This window comes from Stenotrophomonas sp. FW305-3-2-15-E-LB1, assembly GCF_058787375.1.
In genome coordinates this window covers 1-19,454 of record NZ_JBYSZR010000019.1, presented here as the reverse complement: position 1 = coordinate 19,454, position 19,454 = coordinate 1, and the positions used below count along the sequence as shown (strand labels likewise).

Here is a 19,454-nt window from a genome sequence, read left to right as displayed (position 1 = left end):
CAGGCTGAACGAGACCGGTTCAGACATGCCTCCCGGGCCTTGCTAGACTTGGTGCTTTCCTGCCCGACGTGCCGTAACCGACCGCCGATGGCCCTCGCCCCGACCCTGAAAACCTGGTTGCTCGTGCTGCCGGCCGTGGCCGTGCTGGGCGTGGCCGGTTATCGGGCCAGCGGCCATGGCCATTCCGCGCAGGTGGATGTCGGCGAACCGTTGGCCGTATCGACGGCCACGGTGCAGGAAGCTCTGGAGCCGGTGATGCCCGAGGCCCTCGCGCGCCGCCTGGCCGGCTTCGAGCGCAGCGCCGCGTTGCCTTCGGGCCTGCCGCTGGATATCCGCGCCGACATCGAGGGCGAGACCGATCTGTTCGCCTACGCGCAGCGGCTGAAGGTGCAGGCCGAGCAGGGCAACCACGAAGCGCGCTGGATGCTCAGCCGGGTCTACGACTACTGCGCGCAGTATGCGGTCGACCCGGGTGGCTACCGCCTGGACAACAACGTGCTGGCCGGCCTGGGCCTGAGCGCGGCACCGGCGATGGTGCAGGCGCGCGAACGCGTGGCCCAGCGCTGCGGCGGTTTCGTACCGGGTGACAAGCTGGGGCCGTCGCTGGTGTTCAACGAACGCCGCCGTGCAGCCCTGCAGGGCAACCTTGCCGCCGAAGCGGCGCTGTTCGCCGAGGGCGAGCCGCTGCACAGCAACGAGCAGTACCGCCGTGACCTGGTCGAACGCGTGCGTACTTCGCGCGATCCGGAGGCCTACATGGCCCTGGCGCCGGGCATGGGCACGCGCGCTGCCGGCGACAAGGCGCTGGTGGACATGGTGGCCGGTGAACAGCTCAGTGAGATGGCATGGCGGGTTGCGGCCTGCCAACTCGGTCTACCTTGTGGGGCCGACAGCGTGCTGATGAACAGTTACTGCGCGAACGGAGGGATCTGTTCGCAGGATGGGACACAGGATTTCCAGGATTTCGTGTATGACGCTGCGGTATCGCGGCAAGGTGCGGGGAAGATGAACGAATGGATCAAGCAATTGATTGGAAAGAGGAACGGGCAATGAATTACCGTCGATTCCTGCACGGGGCCAAGTTCTGGTTCTGGGTGGCGTTGTTTGTCGCGTATTCGGCCGGCGCCGTTGGCCTGCTGATGATCGACACCTACGAGGATCGCTACCGGCACCTTTCCAAGGTTGAACTGACCTCGGTGAAGGCGCAGGAAGACGTGCGCCGCGCCGGTGCCAGCCAGGTGGCCGCGGTGTACCGCGCGCAGAGCGGCGCGCCCTTCGCTGCGTTGCCGGCGGGCAGTACCTTCCAGGTGGTCTGGCCCGATGGTTCAACCGAGACGATGGTGATCATCGACCCGACCTCGCCCAATGGCGTGCGTCCGCTGGCCGATACGCAGATTCCTGCCGAAGTCGCCGACAAGCGCTGATCCGCGCGGGGTAGCGCCGGGCCACGCCCGGCGGTGATGCCCGGCGGCGCCGGAAGACGCAAAAAGGGCGGGGAAATCCCCGCCCTTTTCGTGTCCAGCATCTGCCGCCGATCAGGTCAGCGCGATCGGCTTGTTCTTGCGCTCGGCCAGACGCTTTTCCAGGTAGTGGATGTTCTGCCCACCCGCCTGGAAGCCCTTGTCGCGCATGATGCGCTGCTGCAGGGCCACGTTGGTCTTGATGCCGTCCACCACCATTTCGCTCAGCGCCACCCGCATGCGGGCGATGGCGGTTTCGCGGTCCGGGCCGTGCACGATCAGCTTGCCGATCATCGAGTCGTAGTTCGACGGCACGCGGTAGCCACTGTAGATGTGGGTGTCCACGCGCACGCCGGGGCCGCCCGGCGGATGGAAGCCGGTGATGGTGCCCGGGCTCGGCACGAAGGTTTCAGCATCTTCGGCGTTGATGCGGCACTCGATGGCATGGCCGCTGAGCACCACGTCGCTCTGCTTGATCGACAGCTTCTGGCCGGCGGCGATCTTCAGCTGCTCGGCCACCAGGTCGATGCCGGTGACCATTTCGGTAACCGGATGCTCCACCTGGATGCGGGTGTTCATTTCGATGAAGTAGAAGCGGCCGTCTTCGTACAGGAACTCGAAGGTGCCGGCGCCGCGGTAGCCGATGCGCACGCAGGCTTCGGTGCAGACCTTGCCGATCTGTTCGCGCTGTTCGGCGCTGATGCCCGGTGCCGGTGCTTCTTCCACCACCTTCTGGTGGCGGCGCTGCATCGAGCAGTCGCGCTCACCCAGGTGGATGGCGTTGCCCTGGCCGTCGGCCAGCACCTGGATCTCCACGTGGCGCGGGTTCTCCAGGAACTTCTCCATGTAGACCTCGCCATTGCCGAACGCGGCCTTGGCCTCGCTCTTGGTGGTTTCGATCGAGGTCTTCAGCGAGGCTTCGGCGTGCACCACGCGCATGCCGCGGCCACCGCCGCCACCGGCCGCCTTGATGATGACCGGGTAGCCGATCTCACGGGCGATCTTGGTGTTGGCGACGATGTCCTCGCCCAGCGGGCCGCCCGAACCGGGCACGCACGGCACGCCGGCGGACTTCATCGCGCGGATGGCTTCGACCTTGTCACCCATCATGCGGATGGTGTCGGCCTTGGGGCCGATGAAGATGAAGCCGGACTCCTCCACGCGCTCGGCGAAGTCGGCGTTCTCCGACAGGAAGCCGTAGCCCGGGTGGATGGCCTGGGCGTCGGTCACTTCGGCCGCAGCGATCAGCGCCGGGATGTTGAGGTAGCTCTGCGGCGACGGTGCCGGGCCGATGCAGACCGACTCGTCGGCCATGGCCACGTGCTTGAGGTTGCGGTCGACCGTGGAGTGCACGGCCACCGTGCGGATGCCCAGGGTGTGGCACGCGCGCAGGATGCGCAGCGCGATCTCCCCTCGGTTGGCAATGACGACTTTGTCGAGCATGGCGTGCCCCTCAGCCGATCACGAACAGCGGCTGGTCGAATTCCACCGGCTGGCCGTTCTCGCCCAGGATGGCGACGATGGTGCCGGACTTGTCGGCTTCGATCGGGTTGAACATCTTCATCGCTTCGATGATGGCCAGGGTCTCGCCTTCCTTGACCTGCTGGCCAACGGTGACGAACGCCGGCTTGTCCGGAGCGGCCGACGCATAGAAGGTGCCGACCATCGGCGAGCGCAGCACGTGGCCTTCCGGCAGGGCCGGGCCCGGCTTGGCGGTGCCGCCGGTGGAGGCTTCGGTCGGCGACTGCATCGGCATGGCCTGCGCAGCCGGGGCGGCCGGCGCGGCGTACACCGGGGCGGGCATCGGCGCGGCGTAGCCGGCCACCGGGGCGCGCGACAGGCGCACGGACTCTTCGCCTTCCTTGATTTCGATTTCAGCCAGGTTCGACTCTTCCAGCAGGTCGATCAGCTTCTTGATTTTGCGCAGATCCATGAGGGCCTCTTTGGTTTCTATCTAGGTGAGGTAGAGCGCCGGCTGGCGCCCGGGTCGACAATCAGGTGGCGGACACCCGCAGCAGCGCCGCGTCCATCGCGTAGCGGTAGCTGTCGGCGCCGAAGCCACACACCACGCCCACCGCCTTGTCGCTGAAATAGCTGTGCTGGCGGAACGGTTCGCGGGTGTGCGGGTTGGACAGGTGGATCTCGATGAACGGCACGGCCACCGCCGCCAGCGCATCGCGCAGGGCGACCGAGGTGTGGGTGAAGGCGGCCGGGTTGATCAGGATGAACGTGGTACCGTCGGTGCGTGCGGCCTGCACGCGGTCCACCAGCACGTGTTCGGCGTTGGACTGCAGGCTTTCCAGGGCATGCCCGGCCGCAGCGGCCTGGGCGGCCAGCGCCTGGTCGATGTCGGCCAGCGTGGTGTGCCCATAGACCTCCGGCTCGCGGGTACCGAGCAGGTTGAGGTTGGGGCCATGCAGGACCAGCAGCTTTGCCATGGAATCCGATCAACGGGAAAGGGCGGCAGTCTGGCGGAACCTGCGGATGCTGTCCAGTTCGGCGAAATTGCAGGTGTTTAAAGCAATCGTTTGAAAAATCATGGAAGCGCTTGCGGCCCTATGGGTGGCGCCGGATCAAGGCCCGCTGAACGCCATCGCGGCGGGGATGCCCGCACGTAGGCCGACGATGACGTAGATCCACGCCATGCGTGGACGGCCGCCCTCTGCGCTCACGTCTCCAACGGCACCGTCGGCACCACGTTCGGGAACACCTCCTCCAGTGCCTCGGTCTGCCCGGGTTCCGGCACCGGCAAGTTGTAGGCGTTCACCGGCTGCGCGCGGTTCACCCACAGCGCGTAATACAGGTGGTCGGCGCGGCCATCGCCGGTGTTGGGGTGGATGAGGATGGTCAGGCCCAGGCTGTTGAGCTGCAGCCACGGCACCAGCACCGGCAGCAGGTCGTTGGTGAAGCCGAAATAGAACGAGGGCGTGACATGCGGGCCGCGCGGCTCCAGGTTCCAGTTGCCCAGTTCCACCGGGAAGCGCTCGGCCGCCCAGCGCCGCAGCAGGGCGGCCTTCTGGTAGCTGTCTTCGTCGAAATAGACATGTGCGTGGTAGCTCTTGATAGCGGTATAGGCACGCGGCCGACTGGGCAGTGGCGATTCGCCCGGGCGCACGCTGGATGGGCGGGGCGTCGCTTCGGCGGCGGTGTCCTGGCCCCAGGGGCTGTGGCCCTGCGCGGGCGGCGGCACGATCGGGCGGAAGCCTGGCTGGCCCGGCTCGGTGGTGTTGGCGGCGGCGCTCGCAGCGCTGGCCGTGGCCAGCCCGCCCACGGCCACGCCGGCCGAGGCGATCAGGCGCCGGCGCACGGGCGAGAGCAGGTCGGCCCAATGGGCATCTTCGGCCACGTCGAAAGATGGGGCAGGGGTGTGCGGTGGCATGGCCAGCGTCCTGATGGCAGAGGCGCCACGCTCGGCGATGTGGCTGGCAGCGTCCAATAAGCAGCAGGTATCAGGTGATGCCGGGCAGCGGCCGCCACGTTGAGTCGTGGTGGCCGCCGGGCTAGGGTGGCCGGACCGCCGCCCTGGATGTCCGCCATGACTGCTCCCGACGCCGATACCGCCCGCCGACGCGCCGCCTTCCGGCAGCTGCATGCGCAGGGCTGCTTCGTGCTGCCCAACCCGTGGGACGTGGGCAGTGCGCGCTATCTGCAGCGGCAGGGTTTCCAGGCACTGGCCACCACCAGCGCCGGTTGCGCGTGGAGCGATGGCCGTCCGGATGGCGCCGTTTCGTTGCAGGCCACGCTGGAACACCTTCGCTTGATGGCCAACGCGACGCCGCTGCCACTGAACGCGGATTTCGGCGATGGCTTCGGTGCGACGCCGGACGCGGTCGGCGAAGCGGTCACCGCTGCACTGGGCACCGGCGTTGCCGCGCTGTCGATTGAAGATGCCAGCGGGGTGGCCGGAGCGCCGCTGCGGCCGCTGGAGGAAGCGGTGCAGCGCCTGGCCGCCGCCCGTGCCGCCATCGATCGGGCAGGTGCCGATGTCCTGCTGGTGGGGCGCGCGGAAAACTTCTTCGTGGGCGTGCCCGATCTTGAAGACACCCTGCAGCGGCTGCGTGCCTATGACGCAGCCGGTGCCGACGTGCTGTACGCGCCGGGCATCACCACGCGCGAGCAGATCACGGCGGTGGTTGCGGCAGCCGGGCCGAAGCCGGTCAACCTGCTGGTCGGCGGGCCGAGCCCGCTGACGCTGCAGGACATCGCCGCGCTGGGCGTGCGCCGGGTCAGCCTGGGCGGGGCCCTGGCGCGCGCGGCATGGGGCGGGCTGATGCAGGCCACCGATCCGATCCTGCGCGAGGGCCGTTTCGACGGCCTGCAGCAGGCCGCTGCGGGCGCAGCCCTGAACGACCTGTTCCGCTGACGCCATGGACAACGTAACCGCCTATGCAGCGCTGGTGAGGGAGATGGACGCGCTGCGCCAGGCGCCGGCGCAGGCGTTGCTGGCCCGGGTCGACGGACCGGCCCACGTGTGTGTGCTGGAGCGCGACGACGGTCCACTGGAGCTGGAGATCCACGTGCGCTGGCACGATGCCGGGCGCACAGCGCTGCGCCTGGAGGGCCACGCGCGTGGCGGCAGCACCTGGAGTCACGAACACCTGCAGGAAACCCTGGTGCTGCCGCTGAAGGACCTGGAGTAGATCCACGCCATGCGTGGATGGGGCCACGCCAGTGGGGTCAGAGCCCTTCTCCGAAGGGATCCGACCCCGGTGCCTGCTCAGAACCGCGCGGTCAGGCCGACGAAGAACGTCCGCGCGCCACCGTCGTAATCGTTGCCGTCTTCCAGCGTCGACACGTCGTCCAGGTTCAGCACACCCGCACGCAGGGTCAGGTTCTCGTTCACGTCATAGCCGGTCACCAGGTCCACCGTGGTGTACGCCTTGGCGAAGGTCGAACTGGACGAGGCCACCAGCTGCTTGCCGATGTGCTGCGCGCTGAGGTTCAACGACCACGCATCGGTCACGTCCCAGTTCAACGAGGTGTTGGCGGTGATCTTCGGCACCACCAGCAGGCTGGCACCGGTGGTGCGGTTCTTCGATTCCAGCATGCGCGTGGCATTGGTGGTCCAGCTCAGGCGTTCGTGCAGCGGCACGGTCACGCTGGCTTCCACGCCGCGCGTGCGGGCCTTCTGGATGTTCTGCGCCACCGTCCACCAGAAGCCGTTGACGAAGCTGGTGGTCTGGCCGGGGATGTCGCGCAGCGGCACCTGTTCGATCTTGTCGTCGAAGTTGGTCAGGAAGTAGGTGGCCGACGCCGACCAGCCGTTCTGGTCGAAGCCCACGCCCAGCTCGTAGTTGGTGCTGGTTTCCGGTTCCAGGTTCGGGTTGCCGGCCATGTAGCAGCCAGTGGTGCCGTCAGCGCTGACCAGGCGGCTGTTCCAGCCTTCCGGGGTCAGGCTGCCGCAGCCACGGCCACCGGACTGGGTGGCGGCACCGGCGGTGCCCTGCTTCAGGTTGGGCGCGCGGAAGCCCTTGGACACGCCGCCGCGCACGGTCCACGCATCCCCCGGGTGCCACACGCCGTAGATGCGCGGGCTGACGTTGTCGTCGTAGTTGTCGGTGTTGTCCCAGCGCACGCCCAGGGTCAGTACGAAGCGCTCGTGCAGGGTGATGTGGTCTTCAGCGAACAGTGCCCACGAATCGGCTTCGCTGGTCGGGCTGATGCGGCTGCTGCCGGTCCAGGTCACCGGCACGGTGCCGATGGTGTCGCTGTTTTCCAGCTGCTCGCGCTTCCACTGGCCGCCCACGTTGAGGCTGTGTTCGAAGCCCCAGTGGAAGCCGGTGGTGAAGGCGGTATCGAACACCGTTTCCTTGGAGTGGTTGCCCACCGCGCTGCCCTTGTCCTCGTAGTCGTTCTGCACAAGGGTGGTCTTGGAAGTGGTGGTGTCGCCGTAACGGCCATCGTGGCCGAGCACGTAGCCGGTCTGTACCAGCTTGGACAGGCCCCAGGCGTACACATCGCCGGCACCGGTGTTGCGCTGCACGCCGCGCGAGCCTTCGATGGTCAGCGCGTGGTCGTCGTTGAGGCGCCAGTGGAACTGCAGGTTGGCATTTTCCGCCTTGCTGCCGGGGGTCTGGTCTTCCAGGCGGTCGGATTTGCGGTCGGTGACGTTGGCACCGATGCGCACGCCGAGGTTGTCGGTGAGCGGGCCGCTGAACAGCGCGCCCATCTGCGTGGTGTCACCGCGCGTGGACGCGTCGGGCATGCTGTGGTTGAAGGTGACCGAGCCGCCCCAGTGGTCGGCGATCTTGCGGGTGATGATGTTGATCACGCCGCCCATTGCGTCCGAACCGTACAGCGAGGACATCGGGCCGCGCACCACTTCGATGCGCTCGATCATGTCCGGCGACAGCCAGTTCAGATCCTGCGGGCCAAGGTCGTCGCGGTAGTTCACGCCGGAGGAATTGCCCTGGCGGCGGCCGTCGATGAGGATCAGCGTGTACTGCTCGGGCAGGCCGCGCAGGCGGATCTTCGACTGCGCGCCGGACAGCGCATAACCGCCGGTCACGCCCGGCACGGTGCTCAGCAGCTGGCCGATGCTGGTGACCGGCTTGCGCTCGATCTCTTCGCGGCTGATGACGCTGATGCTGGCCGGCGCATCCTTGATCCACTGCTGGGCGCCGGTGGCGGTGACCACCACGGTATCCATCTGCTTGGCCGAAGCGGCATCAGCGGAGGCATCGGCGTGGGCGGTGCTGGCCAGTGCAAGGCCGATGGCGGCAGCCAGGGCGGCAACGGAACGACGGGGTTTCAGAACGGCGTGCGACATCGCGCAGTACTCCTGTTGAGGGTCCACTGGCGATGGCTGGGACGTCCGTGTGTGGGGGTTTCAGAATTCTTTAACAATCGTATCACGAATCATTCGCATTTGACATTTGGTGACACATGAACGCTTGCATGGGCGGCCCGAGGCCGCGCCGATCCAGCTGAAATCAGCGTCCTGCGTGAGGTGCTGGTGGAAACATGGCCGTTAGTTACCATTGGTAACTAATTACTCAACGAGCATCGCCCATGCACAGCCTCATCGTCGTCGCCCATCCCGATCCCGCCTCCCTCACCCATGCCGTCGCCGCCCGCATCGGCCGGGCCATCACCGGCGCCGACGCGCGCAACACCGTCACCGTGGCCGATCTCGCCGCCGAAGGCTTCGATCCCCGCTTCAACACCGCTGACATCGGCCTGTTCAAGCAGGGCGCAGCGGTGCCGGCCGACGTGGCCGCCGAGCACGCGCGCGTGGATTCCGCCGACACGCTGGTGCTGGTCTATCCGCTGTACTGGTGGTCGTTCCCGGCGTTGCTGAAGGGCTGGATCGACCGTGTGTTCACCCAGGGCTGGGCTTACGCCGACGGTGCCGACGGCAAGGTGGAAAAGAAGCTGCAGCGGCTGCAGGTGCACCTGGTCGGCATCGGTGGCGCGGGCGCGGAGATGATCGAACGGCGCGGCTATGGTGCGGCGATGAAGACGCAGATCGACATGGGCATCTTCGATTACTGCGGTGCCACCGTGCGTTCGTCCACGCTGCTGCTCGATGCTGACAGTGGCCAGGCGCAGGCGCATCTGCAGACCGCTGCGGACATCGGCCTTACCATAGGCACACCCGCCCGCTGACATGGAGCCGCTGCATGTCCACCACCGCCACGCCCACCCGCCGCCGGATGTCGCGCGAACAGCGCGGCCGCCAGTTGCTGGACGTGGCCTGGACCCTGGTGGGCGGCGAGGGCACCGATGCACTCAGCCTGGGCCGCCTGGCCGAGGCCGCAGGCGTGACCAAGCCCGTGGCCTACGATCACTTCACCACGCGCAACGGGCTGCTGGCCGCGCTGTACGCCGACTACGACCAGCGCCAGACCGCCGTGTTCGATGCGCGCATCGGCGCGGCGCCGGCGCGCCTGGATGCACGCGCGCAGGCCATCGCATCGGGCTACATCGATTGCGTGCTGTCGCAGGGCAGCGACATCCAGGCGATCCTTGCCGCATTGGCCGGCTCACCTGAGCTGCGCGACGTGCGCCACCGCTACCAGCAGGATTTCGTCGACCAATGCGCGCAGTGGCTGGGCGCGTTCGCGAACGACGGCAATGTGCCCGTGGCCGGGCGCTGGGCGATCCTGGGAGCCGCCGAGTCGCTGTCCGAAGCGGTGGCCGCGGGCGCGCTGCAGCAGCCGGATGCGGAAGCGGAGCTGCAGCGGCTGATCGTCGATACCGTCAACCGCGCGCGCTGATCGCCGCGTCGCGCTGCAGCTGCGCGAAACCTGCATGCAGGCACTGCTGGACCCACGCGTTCCGCGTTTCCCGCGTGGGCGCGCCGAGGGTGATGTTGATCAGCCGGTGCGTTGCCTCCTCGCTGTCGCGGCACGCGGTCGCCGCCAGGCAGAAGCCTGCCGCGCGGGTGTAGCCGGTCTTCAGGCCATCGATGCCGTCGCTGCCCAGCAGCGTGTTCTGGTTGTCCTTGCAGAACGTGCCGTGGCTGAAGTGGCGCTGCGCGGTGATGGCCAGCACCTGCGGATGATCGGCCAGCAGCCGCGCAGCGAGCATCGCCATGTCATGCGCGGTCGACACATGGCCGGGCGTGGTGATGCCCGAGACCGAGACGAAGTGCGTATCACGCAGGCCCATCCGCGCGGCGGTGTCGTTCATCCGCTGCACGTACGCAGCCTCCGAACCTGCCAGGTGGCGGGCCAGCGCCAGCGCGGCATCGTTGCCGGACACGATCATCAGGCCCTCCATCAGGCGGCCCAGGGTGATGGTCTCGCCCGGTACCAGGGCCATCCGCGTTTCGTCGGCAGCGACCGCGTGCACGTCGCGCGCATCGACCGTCGTTGTATCCGACCACGCGTGGCCATCGTGCGCGATGGCTTCATAGGCCACGTGCGCGGTCATCAGCTTGGTCAGCGAGGCCGGCGCGCGTGGCTGCCTGGCATCGTGCTGCTGCAGGATGCGCAGCGTGGCCGCATCCACGGTGATCGAAGAAAGTGCCGGTACCGGCGAATCGGTCAGTGACATCATCAACGCAATCGTACGCAGCGTGCAGGCAGCAATGCCGCACGAATCTGCAACATTGCAATGATATAACGAGCCGCTGTTGGCGGTGTCGCCGCCGTTCGTACCGCAGGAATCCCCATGACCCGACCCCTCGCGCGACGCTGGCTGTGCCCGTCGATCCTGGCTGCGCTTGCCGCGCTCACTGCCTGTCAGCCGACGACGCGCCCCGATGCGCCCGTGGCCACCGCCACGACCGCCGAAGCGCGTCCGCACAACGTCATCGTGATGATCAACGACGGCGCGGGCTGGGGTACCTGGGACGCGGCCGCATACTGGCAGTACGGCAGCCGCGAAGGCGCGCCGTATGCGGACTTCCCGCAGCGCCTGGCAGTCACCACGTTCCCGCTCAACGCCAGTGGCCAGCCCACCCGCGACGATTCGCAGCGCATCGGCTATGACCCCGCCCAGGCGTGGGACACCACCGAAGTTCCGGCACCGGATCTGCCCTTCGTCGCCTACCAGTACCTGGCGGCTGTGGCCACCGACAGCGCCGCCGCCGGCACCGCGTTGTCGTCCGGCGTAAAGACCTACAACAACGCCATCAACTACAACAACGATGGCCAGCCGGTGGAGTTCAACACCCTGCGTGCCAAGGCGCTGGGCATGGCCACCGGCGTGGTCACCTCGGTGCCGTTCCCGCATGCCACGCCGGCGGCGTTCGCTGCGCAGGCCGAATCGCGCAACAGCTACCACCAGATCGCCCACCAGATGCTGGCCCAGGGCCACATGGACCTGGTGATGGGCACCGGTGGCCCGGGTTACAGCGTCGATGGCAGGCCCTGCGTGGACGGCATGGACAAGGTTGCCGCCCAAGGCTGCCAGAACCCGTGGGAATGGGTGTCGCAGCAGGATTGGCAGCAGCTGGAAGCGGGCACGCCGATTGCCGGCAACCCGGCCGGAGCCTGGCGCCTGATCCGCAGCAAGGACGACTTCGCCGCGCTGGCCGACGGCCGCCTGCCGGCTGACCGCCCGCTGATCGGCGTGCCGCGCGTGGCCAACACCCTGCAGCAGGCGCGCCAGCTGCCGGTGGTCGGTCGCGATGCCGCCACGCCGTCAGGGGTGAAGAAGATCGACAGCGTGCCGGACCTGGCCACCATGACCCGGGGTGCGCTGCGCTTCCTGCAGCAGCGTTCGCCCAAGGGCCTGTTCCTGATGGTTGAAGGCGGTGCCACCGATTGGGCCGCGCACACCAGCGCCTGCGGTACCGAGTGGCATTACGGTGCCTGCACCGACCAGCCGCAGTACGGCCGCCTGATCGAGGAAACCGCCGAGTTCAACGACGCGGTGTCGGCGGTGGTCGCGTGGATCGAACAGAACGGCGGCTGGGAACGCAACCTGCTGATCGTCACCACCGACCACGACAACAGCATGCCGATGGGACCGGATGCGCAGAAGGTGGCCTTCGAGCCGGTGCGCAACAACGGCCGCGGGCAGATGCCGGGCATGAGTTTCCGCCCCACCGGCAACCACTCCAACGGCCTGGTGCCGCTGTGGGCCAAGGGCAACGGCGCCGAGCTGCTGGGCCAGCGCGTGCGCGGCGTCGATGCCGGCTACCGCCAGCACGTGCGCTGGAACGACGGCAGCTACATCGACAACACCGGCGTGGCCAAGGCCGTGCAGGACGCCCTGCAGCGCTGATCCGCCCTTTGTAGAGCCGAGCCATGCTCGACTGATCATCGCCCTTTGTAGAGCCGAGCCATGCTCGGCTGCTTTGGCTCTCTGTAGAGCCGAGCCCACGCTCGGCTGCTTTCCTACCCATCAACCACGCAGGTCAAAAACCGCGCCAGCACCGGGTTGCGGTTGTCCTGCTTCCAGAACACCACCTGCTGCACGCGCGGCGCGTCCTTCAGGCGAACGAAGGACACGCCGGGCATGCCCATGCGCTGCAGCGAGGCCGGCACCAGCGCGATGCCCAGCCCTTCGCCCACCAGGCTGACGATGCTCTGCTGAAGCTGCGCTTCCAGCCGCACATCGGCCTGCAGGCCGGCGGCATGGAAGCTGGCTTCGATGGCTTCGCGCAGGGTTGGCACCACGTCGGCCGGCGCGGTGATCAGTGCTTCGCCTGCCAGGGCGGTGATATCGACGCTGCGACGGCGGGCCAGGCGATGGTCGGCCGGCACCACCACGCACAGCGGCTCTTCCTGCAGCGGCAGCAGTTCCAGCCCGCGCAGCGACGCCGGCGCAAAGCCGATACCCGCATCCAGCGCACCCGAGCGGACGCCGTCCAGCAGGGCCATCGGCAGCGCCTCACGCAACCGCAGCTGCACCTGTGGATGCGCGGCAATGAAGCGACGGGCCAGCGGCGGTACCGAGCTGTGCGCCGCATGCATCATGAAGCCCACCTGCAGCTCGCCCAGCTCGCCCGCACCCACCTGACGGGCAGCGTGGCAGGCCTGCTGCAGGGCATTCATCACTCCGCGTGCATCTTCCTGGAAACGCTGGCCGGCGGCTGTCAGGCGCACGTGGCGCGAGTCGCGCTCCAGCAGCGCCACGCCCAGGGATTCCTCCAGCGCGGCGATCTGCCGGCTCAGCGGCGGCTGGGTGACATTGAGGCGTTCGGCGGCGCGACCGAAGTGCAGGGTTTCAGCGACGGCCAGGAAGTAACGCAGCGGGCGGATGTCGATCATGCGCGAATGGTATCGCTGGCGCCCGTTAAAAGCATTGGAAGGTATTGATGATGGCGCGTAGCCTGCGCGGCATTCCCTCCCTCCGCGCTGCCCATGCTGTCCGTCCTGGCCATCGTCCTTCCCGTGTTCGCGCTGATCTTTGCTGGCTGGCTGGCCCGCCGCAGTGGCGCGCTGGGCCCGCACTCGACCAGCGAACTGAACCGGTTCGTGGTGCAGCTGGCGCTGCCGGCGCTGCTGTTCGACGTGGTCGCCAACGCGCACTGGCAACAATTGTGGCACCCGGGCTTCATCGCCAGCTTCGGCGGTGGCACGGCGCTGCTGTTTGCCGCCACGGTGTGGTGGCGCCGACGCCGCGGCCACGCGCTGGCCGATGCCAGCATCGACGGGCTCAACGCCGCTTATGCCAACACCGGTTTCGTCGGCTTTCCGCTGGCGGTGGCCGCGCTCGGGCAGTCGGCGCTGGCGCCGACCCTGGTCGCGACCCTGCTGACGGTGTGCGTGTTGTTTGCCGCCGCCATCGTGCTGATCGAGATCGGCCTGCAGCGCGAGCAGCGCCTGCATCATCTGCTGGGCAAGGTGGCGCGCTCGCTGCTGCGCAATCCGCTGCTGCTGGCGCCGCTGGCCGGCGTGCTGCCGATGGCGCTGGGCCTGTCGATGCCCGCACCGGCGGAAACGTTCCTGAAGCTGCTGGGCGGTGCGGCGGCGCCGTGCGCGCTGATCGCGCTGGGCCTGTTCCTCGGAGAGCGGCGCTCGCCCGTGCCGGGTGCTGGGCGCAGTGCCGTGGTGCTGGGCGGGTTGAAGCTGCTGGTGCACCCCCTGCTGGTGTGGCTGCTGGCCACGCAGGTATTCGCACTGCCGGCCGCGCTGGCGCACGCCGCCGTGCTGATGGCCGTGCTGCCCACCGGTACGGGGCCCTTCATGCTGGCCGAATTCCACCGCCGCGAAGCATCGACCACGGCGGCCACGGTGCTGGGAACAACCCTGTTGTCCCTGCTGACGGTGACCGGATACCTGGCGCTGCTGCAACGGTAGAGCCGAGCCCATGCTCGGCTGCTTCTCGCTCTTTGTAGAGTCGAGGTTGCTCGACTGCTTCTGCCGCTTCAGTCGAGCAAGCTCGACTCTACAGAACGCAAGCGCCCTCACCGCACCAGTGTCACCGCCTGCCCGGCACGCGCGAACGCTTCGCCCAGCAGCGGCCCCTGCTTGATCGCCTCCACTTCGGCGAACAACGCCTGCAGCGCATCTGCCGGCCGCGATGCCGGGGCCGCAACCGCCTGCTGGATCGCGGTGAAACGATCAGCCAGCACCCGATGCCCGGGATGCGCCTGCGCCCAGGCCTGCAATGGTTGGCGGACCCCCGCCGCCGCATCCAGCTGCTGCTGGTCGAACAGCTCGATCGCCGCGGCCGAGGTGGCGGCGCGTTCGATCTGCGCGTGCTGCAGTTCGCGGCTCAGGTACAGGTCATAGGCCGCACCGCGGCCCACCGCGATACGCACGCCTTCGCGGTCGAGGTCGGCCACCGTGCGCGCAGGGCTGGCCTCGCGCAGCAGGTAGGTGCCTTCGATTTCCACGTACGGCGCACTGAAGGCAATGTGGTCGGCACGCGCCGGGTCCACCGCCAGGAAGGCCAGGTCCCAGGCGTCGTCTGCGGCTGCGGCCACGACCGAGGCCGCTGCCTCGTGGCAGGTGAAGCGGGCCTGCACGCCCAGCCGCTGCGCCAGCGCCGTGGCCAGTTCCAGCGATGGCCCGCGCGGCGACCGGGCATCGCCCTGGGCCAGCACCGGATTGCCCAGGTTGATCGCTACCCACAGGTGGCCGTGCGGCGCCAGCGCGTGGCGGTGGTCGGACAAGGGCATGCGGTGCTCCAGCAGGACGCGGGGGAGCTTCAGCATGCCAACGGCGGCGTGCGGACCGCGTGCGCGTGCGCTTACGCCTGTGCGGCAAACGTGCCGTGGAAGCCCAGCGGCACCGCATAGGGCAGCCACGCCTGCGCCAGCGGACCGTCCTGCACGTGGCGCGCATCGAGCACGGCAAGGCCGCTGCGCTTGTTCACCGGGTCCAGCAACGTGCCAACCAGCCAGCCATCATCGGGATTGCGGCTGCCGGGGCGGGGCACGAACACATGCTCCTCGGCCATGATGTCGCTGCCGTAGCGCCACACCTGGCGGCGCCCGCGCTCCACGTCGAACGCCGCGACTGCATTGAAGTACGGCGTGTTGCTGGCGCCATCGACCGTCGGTGCATACAGGCGGGCGGCGCGGCTGTCGGGCGTGCGCGGGTCGAACAGCGGGAACTCCACCGTGCTGATGTCCGTGTCCTGCCAGCGTGCCTGGCCGCGGCGCAGGTCCAGGTGCAGTTCCACCAGGGTGCTGTGGCCGTTGGTGGCATGCGCGCCGTCGCCGGCCATCGCTTCCTTCATCGGCGAACGCGCTTCGTCCATGTTGTCGCGGCGCACGGCGCGCACCACGATGCCGTCCCTGCTCCGGTGCGCGTCACCGAAGTGGTAGATCGCCGCGAACGGTGCTTCAAACCATTGCGCCTTGTCCGGGGCGTCCTTGGCGACCACCGCGATGTTGGCCGCGCGCTGCGGTGCGAACTGCATGCGTTCGAAGAAGCTGCCGCCGCTCTCCTTGAAGTCGAAGGGCGCCAGCACGAACACCAGGTGCGTGTCGGTCATGGTGAAGGCATGCAGGTAGCCGCGGCCCGGCGTGGCGATCACATCGGCGCTGCGCAGCTGGCCGTCCTTGCCGATGTGCCAGACCAGCAGGCCGGCGCCACCCATCAGGCTGATCGAACCGAAGTTCCAGACGCTGCCGTCGCGGTCCACCAGCGGGTGCGCCGAGAACGGCAGGGCCGCCAGGTCGGGGCGCCAGGTCACCGGGCCGATGGTTTCCAGCGAATCGGGGTGGACCTCGAACGCCGAACCGGATTCGCACAGGGCGAACACACGGCCATTGAGCGCCATCACCGAGGTGTTGGCCACGTTGGCATCGTCGTTGTTGCGCACCGCCTGCGCGTTGGGGACGCTGGTGCCGGCGGCGGGGTAGAGGAAGCGCCCGGCCTTCTGTTCACGGGTGAACTTGGGCGTGGCCACCATGCGCGCGCGGTGGGTCAGGCTGCCGTCGCCATTGAAATGCCAGCCGTGGACCATGCCGTCGCCGTCGAACCAGTGGTCGTAGCGCAGGGTGCCGCGCTCGCTCCAGGCCGGGCCGTTGCGGTACAGGGTGCCGGCCAGGCCGGCGGGCAGCCGCCCCTGCAGCTGCACCGTGGCCGGGCCCAGCGTCTCGCTGCTCACCCCGCGCCAGCCCAGCAGCCATGGATGCTCCTGCAGGCCCTGGGCAAACTGCGCCGGGTCGTTGGCGAAGGCCGGGGCGCTGCGCAGGGCGGTGGCGCCCAGGGCCAGGCCAGCGGTGCTGCTGATCAGGGTGCGGAGGAAGCGGCGGCGATCCATGGCGGGCCTCGGTGCAGGTGGGGAATCAGCGCAGGGTGATGTCGATGGCGGTGCCGGCGGCGGGCAGCGTGAAGCGGGCTTCCTCGAAGGTCGGCTTGCGCATCACCTGCGGATTGTTGCTGAAGCCGTAGCCTTCGATCGGCATGCCCACCAGGTTGGTGTCGAGCTTGCCGTTGTCATTCTCGTCGTGGGTCAGCAGCACGGCGTAGCTGCCGGCCGGCAGATCCTTGAAGGTGAAGTGCAGGCTGTCGCCCTGCGGGTGTGCCTGCTGTGCCTGCACCGGTGCGGCCTTGCCGTTCCAGGCCTCGTCGGAGGACACCAGGGCGGCACGCAGGGTACCGGTCTGGGCGCGGACATCGTGCACGTTCACGGTCAGCTCGGCGGCGTGGGCGGTGCCGGCCAGCAGCAGGCCAGCAAGCAGGGAGCAGGTCAGGGCGGTGCGGATCATGGCGGCGGTTCCGTCTGGAGGTGTGGGGCCAGTCTGCGCCGGGGCCTGGCCGGGGTTCAGGGCCAGTGGTCATCGATCCGACGTGCCAGAAGTCACTTTCTGCGCCGGACCCATTGCCGTCGGGTGCCCGCGCCGGTCAGCATGCGGCCATGCCCAGCCTGCTCCGCCATCTGCTGCGTCCCCTCAGCCTCGCCGGCGCGGTCACCGTGCTGGTGGTCGGCCTGTCGTTCGGCGTGCAACGCAGCGATGCCGGGGCGAGCCTGCTGCTGCTCGGTGTGTTCCTGCTGCTGTTCGTGGCGCACGGCTGGGCGCGGTTGCCCACCCGTGTGCGCGCGGTGGCCGCCGTGCTGCAGGCGCTGCTGGCCGTCGCCCTCATCGCCCTGCAGCCACGCACCGGTACTGCACCGGTGCTGCTGGTGGTGCTGGTCGCACAGCTGGCCGAGCATTGGCCGCCGCGCTTCGTGCTGGTGGTTGCGCTGCTGGCCAACCTGGCCGAGTACGCCGTGCTGCGCCACAGCGGTTTCACCCAGCCGCTGCTGGTGGTGCTGCTGTACGGTGGCTTCCAGGCTTTCGCCGCGCTGACCGCGCACTACGCGCGCAGCACGGCGCTGGCCCGCGACGAGCTGGCGCGGGTCAACGCCGATCTGCTGGCCACCCGTGCCCTGCTGGCCGACAGCGCCCGCGATGCCGAGCGGCTGCGCCTGGCGCGCGAGCTGCACGACGTGGCGGGGCACAAGCTCACGGCCATGCGCCTCAACCTGCGCGCGCTGGCCGCCGATCCGGTACTGGCCGGGCGCGAGGGGCTGCAGACCGCCGAACAGCTGTCCGGCGAACTGCTGTCCGACATCCGCCAGGTCGTGCAGTCCATGCGCGATGACCGTGGCCTGGACCTGGATACCGCCCTGCATGCACTGGCCGCGCCGTTTCCGCGCCCGCGCCTGCAGCTGCAGATTGCCGATGGCGTGCGGGTGACCGACCCGCGCACGGCCGAGACCGTGCTGCGCCTGGTGCAGGAAGCCCTGACCAATGCCGCACGGCATGGCGAAGCCGATAACGTGTGGCTGACAATGACGGAAGAGGAGTCCAGGTTGCGTATCGATATCCGCGATGACGGCCAGCGCGCCGAGCGCATCCGCGAAGGCAATGGCATTTCCGGCATGCGCGAGCGGCTGGCCGACGTGCACGGCCAGCTCGAGCTGGCCCGTACCGAGCAGGGCGGCATGCACCTGATCGCGCGGTTGCCGGCATGAGCGGCGCACCGATCCGCGTCGCCCTGGCCGATGACCAGGCCCTGGTCCGTGCCGGCCTGCGTGCGCTGCTGCAGGGGCTGGGCGTACAGGTGGTGCTGGAAGCCGAGGATGGCCAGGCGCTGCTGGATGCACTGGCCACCCAGCCGGTGGACGTGGTGCTCAGCGATATCCGCATGCCCGGCCTGGATGGCATCGGGGCGCTGCGCCAGCTGCGCGCCCGCGGCGATGCCACGCCCTGCCTGCTGCTGACCACCTTCGATGAAAGCGACCTGCTGCTGCGCGCCAGCGAAGCCGGTGCACAGGGGTTCCTGTTGAAAGATGCAGCGCCGGCCGACCTGCGCGAGGCGATCGAGCGGGTGGCCGCCGGCGAAACCCTGCTGCTGCCGGTCAGCACCGAACCGGTGCGCTCGCGCTACCGTTTCCACGACGAAGCACCGCCCAGCGATACCTTCGGCGAACGCGAAGTGGCCATCCTGCGCCTGCTGGCCGGCGGCTACAGCAACAAGGAAATCGCGCGCAGCCTGTTCCTGGCCGAAGGCACGGTGAAGAACTACGTGTCCACCATCCTCGACAAGCTCGGCACCCGCGACCGTACCCGCGCAGTGCTGAAGGCGATTACCCTGCGCATTATCTGAAGCGGAGTGGTGCAGCGATGAACCCTGTCATGCATGTCGAGATTGCGGTGGCCGACCTGGCCCGCGCCATCGCGTTCTACCAGCAGTGGCTGCAGGTGGTGATCGACGCCCCGGTGCATGTGCACGACTGCACGATGGCCTACCTGCCGTTCGAGGATGACGCCGGCGGCGCCAGCATGGCCCTGGTGCACGGCGCGGACTATCGCCCGTCCGAGCAGGGCGCGCGCATCTACATCGGTGTCGATGATCTGGACGCGAGCCTGGCCCGCGCGCAGCAGGCCGGTGCCGCGCTGCGTTTCGGCCCCGCCGAGGCCGGCGGCTGGCGCGTGGCGGAGATCGCCGACAGCGAAGGCAACCGCATCGCCATGCAGGCCCCGATAGCGACCTGACACCCCTCTGTAGAGCCGAGCCCATGCTCGGCTGCCGTTGGCCCGTAGAGTCGAGCTTGCTCGACTGCTCCGCGCACCCAGTCGAGCAAGCTTGTATGTTCCTCCCGGCTCCCACGAGGTATGTAGGAGCCAGGGTGGAGGGACCGTCAAGCAAG

The 19,454-nt window shown here is 68.5% G+C and carries 21 protein-coding genes; 11 read left to right on the top strand and 10 right to left on the bottom strand.

All coding sequences use genetic code 11. The annotated features are described in order from the left end of the window. Positions 1 to 87 precede the first annotated feature (87 nt). Both AC3WL7_RS14020 and AC3WL7_RS14015 read left to right on the top strand, forming a co-directional pair. Positions 88 to 1,053 carry a hypothetical protein gene (locus AC3WL7_RS14020; RefSeq protein WP_079223773.1) on the top strand — a complete coding sequence of 322 codons (966 nt, stop codon included), beginning with the start codon at positions 88 to 90 and terminating at the stop codon, positions 1,051 to 1,053. After that, entirely contained in the window at positions 1,050 to 1,424 is a 375-nt protein-coding gene (locus tag AC3WL7_RS14015; protein WP_079223772.1) for a hypothetical protein, read from the top strand. Before AC3WL7_RS14020 ends, AC3WL7_RS14015 begins: the two co-directional genes overlap by 4 nt. Before the next feature lie 111 nt (positions 1,425 to 1,535). On the opposite strand, the gene accC is transcribed toward AC3WL7_RS14015, so the two are convergent. From accC to AC3WL7_RS13995, 4 genes are all read right to left on the bottom strand, one after another. After that, positions 1,536 to 2,903, bottom strand: a complete 1,368-nt coding sequence (accC, locus tag AC3WL7_RS14010) for an acetyl-CoA carboxylase biotin carboxylase subunit (RefSeq protein ID WP_079223761.1) — start codon at positions 2,901 to 2,903, stop codon at positions 1,536 to 1,538. 10 nt (positions 2,904 to 2,913) lie between these two features. After that, positions 2,914 to 3,393, bottom strand: coding sequence for an acetyl-CoA carboxylase biotin carboxyl carrier protein (gene accB, locus AC3WL7_RS14005; protein ID WP_079223759.1), 480 nt, complete (start codon positions 3,391 to 3,393; stop codon positions 2,914 to 2,916). A 61-nt stretch (positions 3,394 to 3,454) separates the two neighbouring features. After that, on the bottom strand, positions 3,455 to 3,898 hold the full coding sequence (aroQ, locus tag AC3WL7_RS14000) for a type II 3-dehydroquinate dehydratase (RefSeq protein ID WP_079223757.1): 444 nt from the start codon (positions 3,896 to 3,898) through the stop codon (positions 3,455 to 3,457). Positions 3,899 to 4,128: 230 nt separating this feature from the next. After that, positions 4,129 to 4,839: a DOPA 4,5-dioxygenase family protein gene (locus AC3WL7_RS13995; RefSeq protein WP_492750952.1), complete on the bottom strand. Its 711-nt coding sequence runs from the start codon at positions 4,837 to 4,839 to the stop codon at positions 4,129 to 4,131. A gap of 156 nt (positions 4,840 to 4,995) precedes the next feature. Between AC3WL7_RS13995 and AC3WL7_RS13990 the strand changes: the two genes are divergently transcribed. Then, positions 4,996 to 5,823, top strand: a complete 828-nt coding sequence (locus AC3WL7_RS13990; RefSeq protein ID WP_492750950.1) for an isocitrate lyase/PEP mutase family protein — start codon at positions 4,996 to 4,998, stop codon at positions 5,821 to 5,823. Positions 5,824 to 5,827: 4 nt separating this feature from the next. Then, positions 5,828 to 6,100 (top strand): hypothetical protein, encoded by a 273-nt coding sequence (locus AC3WL7_RS13985; protein WP_492750948.1) that lies wholly within the window; start codon positions 5,828 to 5,830, stop codon positions 6,098 to 6,100. 77 nt (positions 6,101 to 6,177) lie between these two features. Here AC3WL7_RS13985 and AC3WL7_RS13980 read toward each other — a convergent pair whose 3' ends face one another. After that, positions 6,178 to 8,229, bottom strand: coding sequence for a TonB-dependent receptor domain-containing protein (locus tag AC3WL7_RS13980; RefSeq protein WP_492750946.1), 2,052 nt, complete (start codon positions 8,227 to 8,229; stop codon positions 6,178 to 6,180). A 242-nt stretch (positions 8,230 to 8,471) separates the two neighbouring features. Between AC3WL7_RS13980 and AC3WL7_RS13975 the strand changes: the two genes are divergently transcribed. Beyond that, complete coding sequence (locus tag AC3WL7_RS13975) at positions 8,472 to 9,068, top strand: NAD(P)H-dependent oxidoreductase (protein WP_492750944.1); 597 nt, start codon at positions 8,472 to 8,474, stop codon at positions 9,066 to 9,068. A 14-nt stretch (positions 9,069 to 9,082) separates the two neighbouring features. Further along, complete coding sequence (locus tag AC3WL7_RS13970; RefSeq protein ID WP_492750942.1) at positions 9,083 to 9,679, top strand: TetR/AcrR family transcriptional regulator; 597 nt, start codon at positions 9,083 to 9,085, stop codon at positions 9,677 to 9,679. Here the strand turns inward: AC3WL7_RS13970 and AC3WL7_RS13965 are convergent. Then, entirely contained in the window at positions 9,663 to 10,463 is an 801-nt protein-coding gene (locus AC3WL7_RS13965; protein WP_492750939.1) for a D-alanyl-D-alanine carboxypeptidase family protein, read from the bottom strand. The two genes, AC3WL7_RS13970 and AC3WL7_RS13965, sit on opposite strands and share 17 nt — an antisense overlap. Before the next feature lie 114 nt (positions 10,464 to 10,577). Between AC3WL7_RS13965 and AC3WL7_RS13960 the strand changes: the two genes are divergently transcribed. Beyond that, entirely contained in the window at positions 10,578 to 12,137 is a 1,560-nt protein-coding gene (locus AC3WL7_RS13960; protein ID WP_492750938.1) for an alkaline phosphatase, read from the top strand. A gap of 113 nt (positions 12,138 to 12,250) precedes the next feature. Here the strand turns inward: AC3WL7_RS13960 and AC3WL7_RS13955 are convergent, their stop codons facing one another. Continuing rightward, positions 12,251 to 13,126, bottom strand: a complete 876-nt coding sequence (locus AC3WL7_RS13955; protein ID WP_492750936.1) for a LysR substrate-binding domain-containing protein — start codon at positions 13,124 to 13,126, stop codon at positions 12,251 to 12,253. Between the two features lie 93 nt (positions 13,127 to 13,219). Between AC3WL7_RS13955 and AC3WL7_RS13950 the strand changes: the two genes are divergently transcribed. After that, positions 13,220 to 14,158, top strand: a complete 939-nt coding sequence (locus AC3WL7_RS13950) for an AEC family transporter (protein WP_108758995.1) — start codon at positions 13,220 to 13,222, stop codon at positions 14,156 to 14,158. A gap of 107 nt (positions 14,159 to 14,265) precedes the next feature. Here the strand turns inward: AC3WL7_RS13950 and AC3WL7_RS13945 are convergent, their stop codons facing one another. The 3 genes from AC3WL7_RS13945 to AC3WL7_RS13935 form a co-directional block, all read right to left on the bottom strand. Next, entirely contained in the window at positions 14,266 to 14,982 is a 717-nt protein-coding gene (locus AC3WL7_RS13945) for a transporter substrate-binding domain-containing protein (protein ID WP_492750933.1), read from the bottom strand. Positions 14,983 to 15,053: 71 nt separating this feature from the next. Next, a complete protein-coding gene (locus AC3WL7_RS13940; RefSeq protein ID WP_492750931.1) occupies positions 15,054 to 16,577 on the bottom strand; it encodes a carotenoid oxygenase family protein in 1,524 nt (507 codons plus the stop codon). Positions 16,578 to 16,602: 25 nt separating this feature from the next. Next, positions 16,603 to 17,025, bottom strand: a complete 423-nt coding sequence (locus AC3WL7_RS13935) for a DUF2141 domain-containing protein (protein ID WP_108747488.1) — start codon at positions 17,023 to 17,025, stop codon at positions 16,603 to 16,605. 149 nt (positions 17,026 to 17,174) lie between these two features. Here AC3WL7_RS13935 and AC3WL7_RS13930 point away from each other — a divergent pair, with 149 nt between their 5' ends. From AC3WL7_RS13930 to AC3WL7_RS13920, 3 genes are read left to right on the top strand one after another with little or no spacing between them, the layout of a single operon-like run. After that, a complete protein-coding gene (locus AC3WL7_RS13930) occupies positions 17,175 to 18,275 on the top strand; it encodes a sensor histidine kinase (protein ID WP_108747487.1) in 1,101 nt (366 codons plus the stop codon). Next, a complete protein-coding gene (locus tag AC3WL7_RS13925; RefSeq protein ID WP_079223725.1) occupies positions 18,272 to 18,910 on the top strand; it encodes a response regulator transcription factor in 639 nt (212 codons plus the stop codon). The genes AC3WL7_RS13930 and AC3WL7_RS13925 overlap by 4 nt, the downstream gene beginning before the upstream one ends. A 17-nt stretch (positions 18,911 to 18,927) precedes the next feature. After that, on the top strand, positions 18,928 to 19,299 hold the full coding sequence (locus AC3WL7_RS13920) for a VOC family protein (protein WP_492750927.1): 372 nt from the start codon (positions 18,928 to 18,930) through the stop codon (positions 19,297 to 19,299). The last annotated feature ends 155 nt before the right edge of the window (positions 19,300 to 19,454 follow it).

Coding starts and splice junctions, on each gene's coding strand:
- AC3WL7_RS14020 (WP_079223773.1), top strand. CDS start 88: ATGGCCCTCGCCCCGACCCTGAAAACCTGGTTGCTCGTGCTGCCGGCC.
- AC3WL7_RS14015 (WP_079223772.1), top strand. CDS start 1,050: ATGAATTACCGTCGATTCCTGCACGGGGCCAAGTTCTGGTTCTGGGTG.
- accC (WP_079223761.1), bottom strand. CDS start 2,903: ATGCTCGACAAAGTCGTCATTGCCAACCGAGGGGAGATCGCGCTGCGC.
- accB (WP_079223759.1), bottom strand. CDS start 3,393: ATGGATCTGCGCAAAATCAAGAAGCTGATCGACCTGCTGGAAGAGTCG.
- aroQ (WP_079223757.1), bottom strand. CDS start 3,898: ATGGCAAAGCTGCTGGTCCTGCATGGCCCCAACCTCAACCTGCTCGGT.
- AC3WL7_RS13995 (WP_492750952.1), bottom strand. CDS start 4,839: ATGCCACCGCACACCCCTGCCCCATCTTTCGACGTGGCCGAAGATGCC.
- AC3WL7_RS13990 (WP_492750950.1), top strand. CDS start 4,996: ATGACTGCTCCCGACGCCGATACCGCCCGCCGACGCGCCGCCTTCCGG.
- AC3WL7_RS13985 (WP_492750948.1), top strand. CDS start 5,828: ATGGACAACGTAACCGCCTATGCAGCGCTGGTGAGGGAGATGGACGCG.
- AC3WL7_RS13980 (WP_492750946.1), bottom strand. CDS start 8,229: ATGTCGCACGCCGTTCTGAAACCCCGTCGTTCCGTTGCCGCCCTGGCT.
- AC3WL7_RS13975 (WP_492750944.1), top strand. CDS start 8,472: ATGCACAGCCTCATCGTCGTCGCCCATCCCGATCCCGCCTCCCTCACC.
- AC3WL7_RS13970 (WP_492750942.1), top strand. CDS start 9,083: ATGTCCACCACCGCCACGCCCACCCGCCGCCGGATGTCGCGCGAACAG.
- AC3WL7_RS13965 (WP_492750939.1), bottom strand. CDS start 10,463: ATGATGTCACTGACCGATTCGCCGGTACCGGCACTTTCTTCGATCACC.
- AC3WL7_RS13960 (WP_492750938.1), top strand. CDS start 10,578: ATGACCCGACCCCTCGCGCGACGCTGGCTGTGCCCGTCGATCCTGGCT.
- AC3WL7_RS13955 (WP_492750936.1), bottom strand. CDS start 13,126: ATGATCGACATCCGCCCGCTGCGTTACTTCCTGGCCGTCGCTGAAACC.
- AC3WL7_RS13950 (WP_108758995.1), top strand. CDS start 13,220: ATGCTGTCCGTCCTGGCCATCGTCCTTCCCGTGTTCGCGCTGATCTTT.
- AC3WL7_RS13945 (WP_492750933.1), bottom strand. CDS start 14,982: ATGCCCTTGTCCGACCACCGCCACGCGCTGGCGCCGCACGGCCACCTG.
- AC3WL7_RS13940 (WP_492750931.1), bottom strand. CDS start 16,577: ATGGATCGCCGCCGCTTCCTCCGCACCCTGATCAGCAGCACCGCTGGC.
- AC3WL7_RS13935 (WP_108747488.1), bottom strand. CDS start 17,025: ATGATCCGCACCGCCCTGACCTGCTCCCTGCTTGCTGGCCTGCTGCTG.
- AC3WL7_RS13930 (WP_108747487.1), top strand. CDS start 17,175: ATGCCCAGCCTGCTCCGCCATCTGCTGCGTCCCCTCAGCCTCGCCGGC.
- AC3WL7_RS13925 (WP_079223725.1), top strand. CDS start 18,272: ATGAGCGGCGCACCGATCCGCGTCGCCCTGGCCGATGACCAGGCCCTG.
- AC3WL7_RS13920 (WP_492750927.1), top strand. CDS start 18,928: ATGAACCCTGTCATGCATGTCGAGATTGCGGTGGCCGACCTGGCCCGC.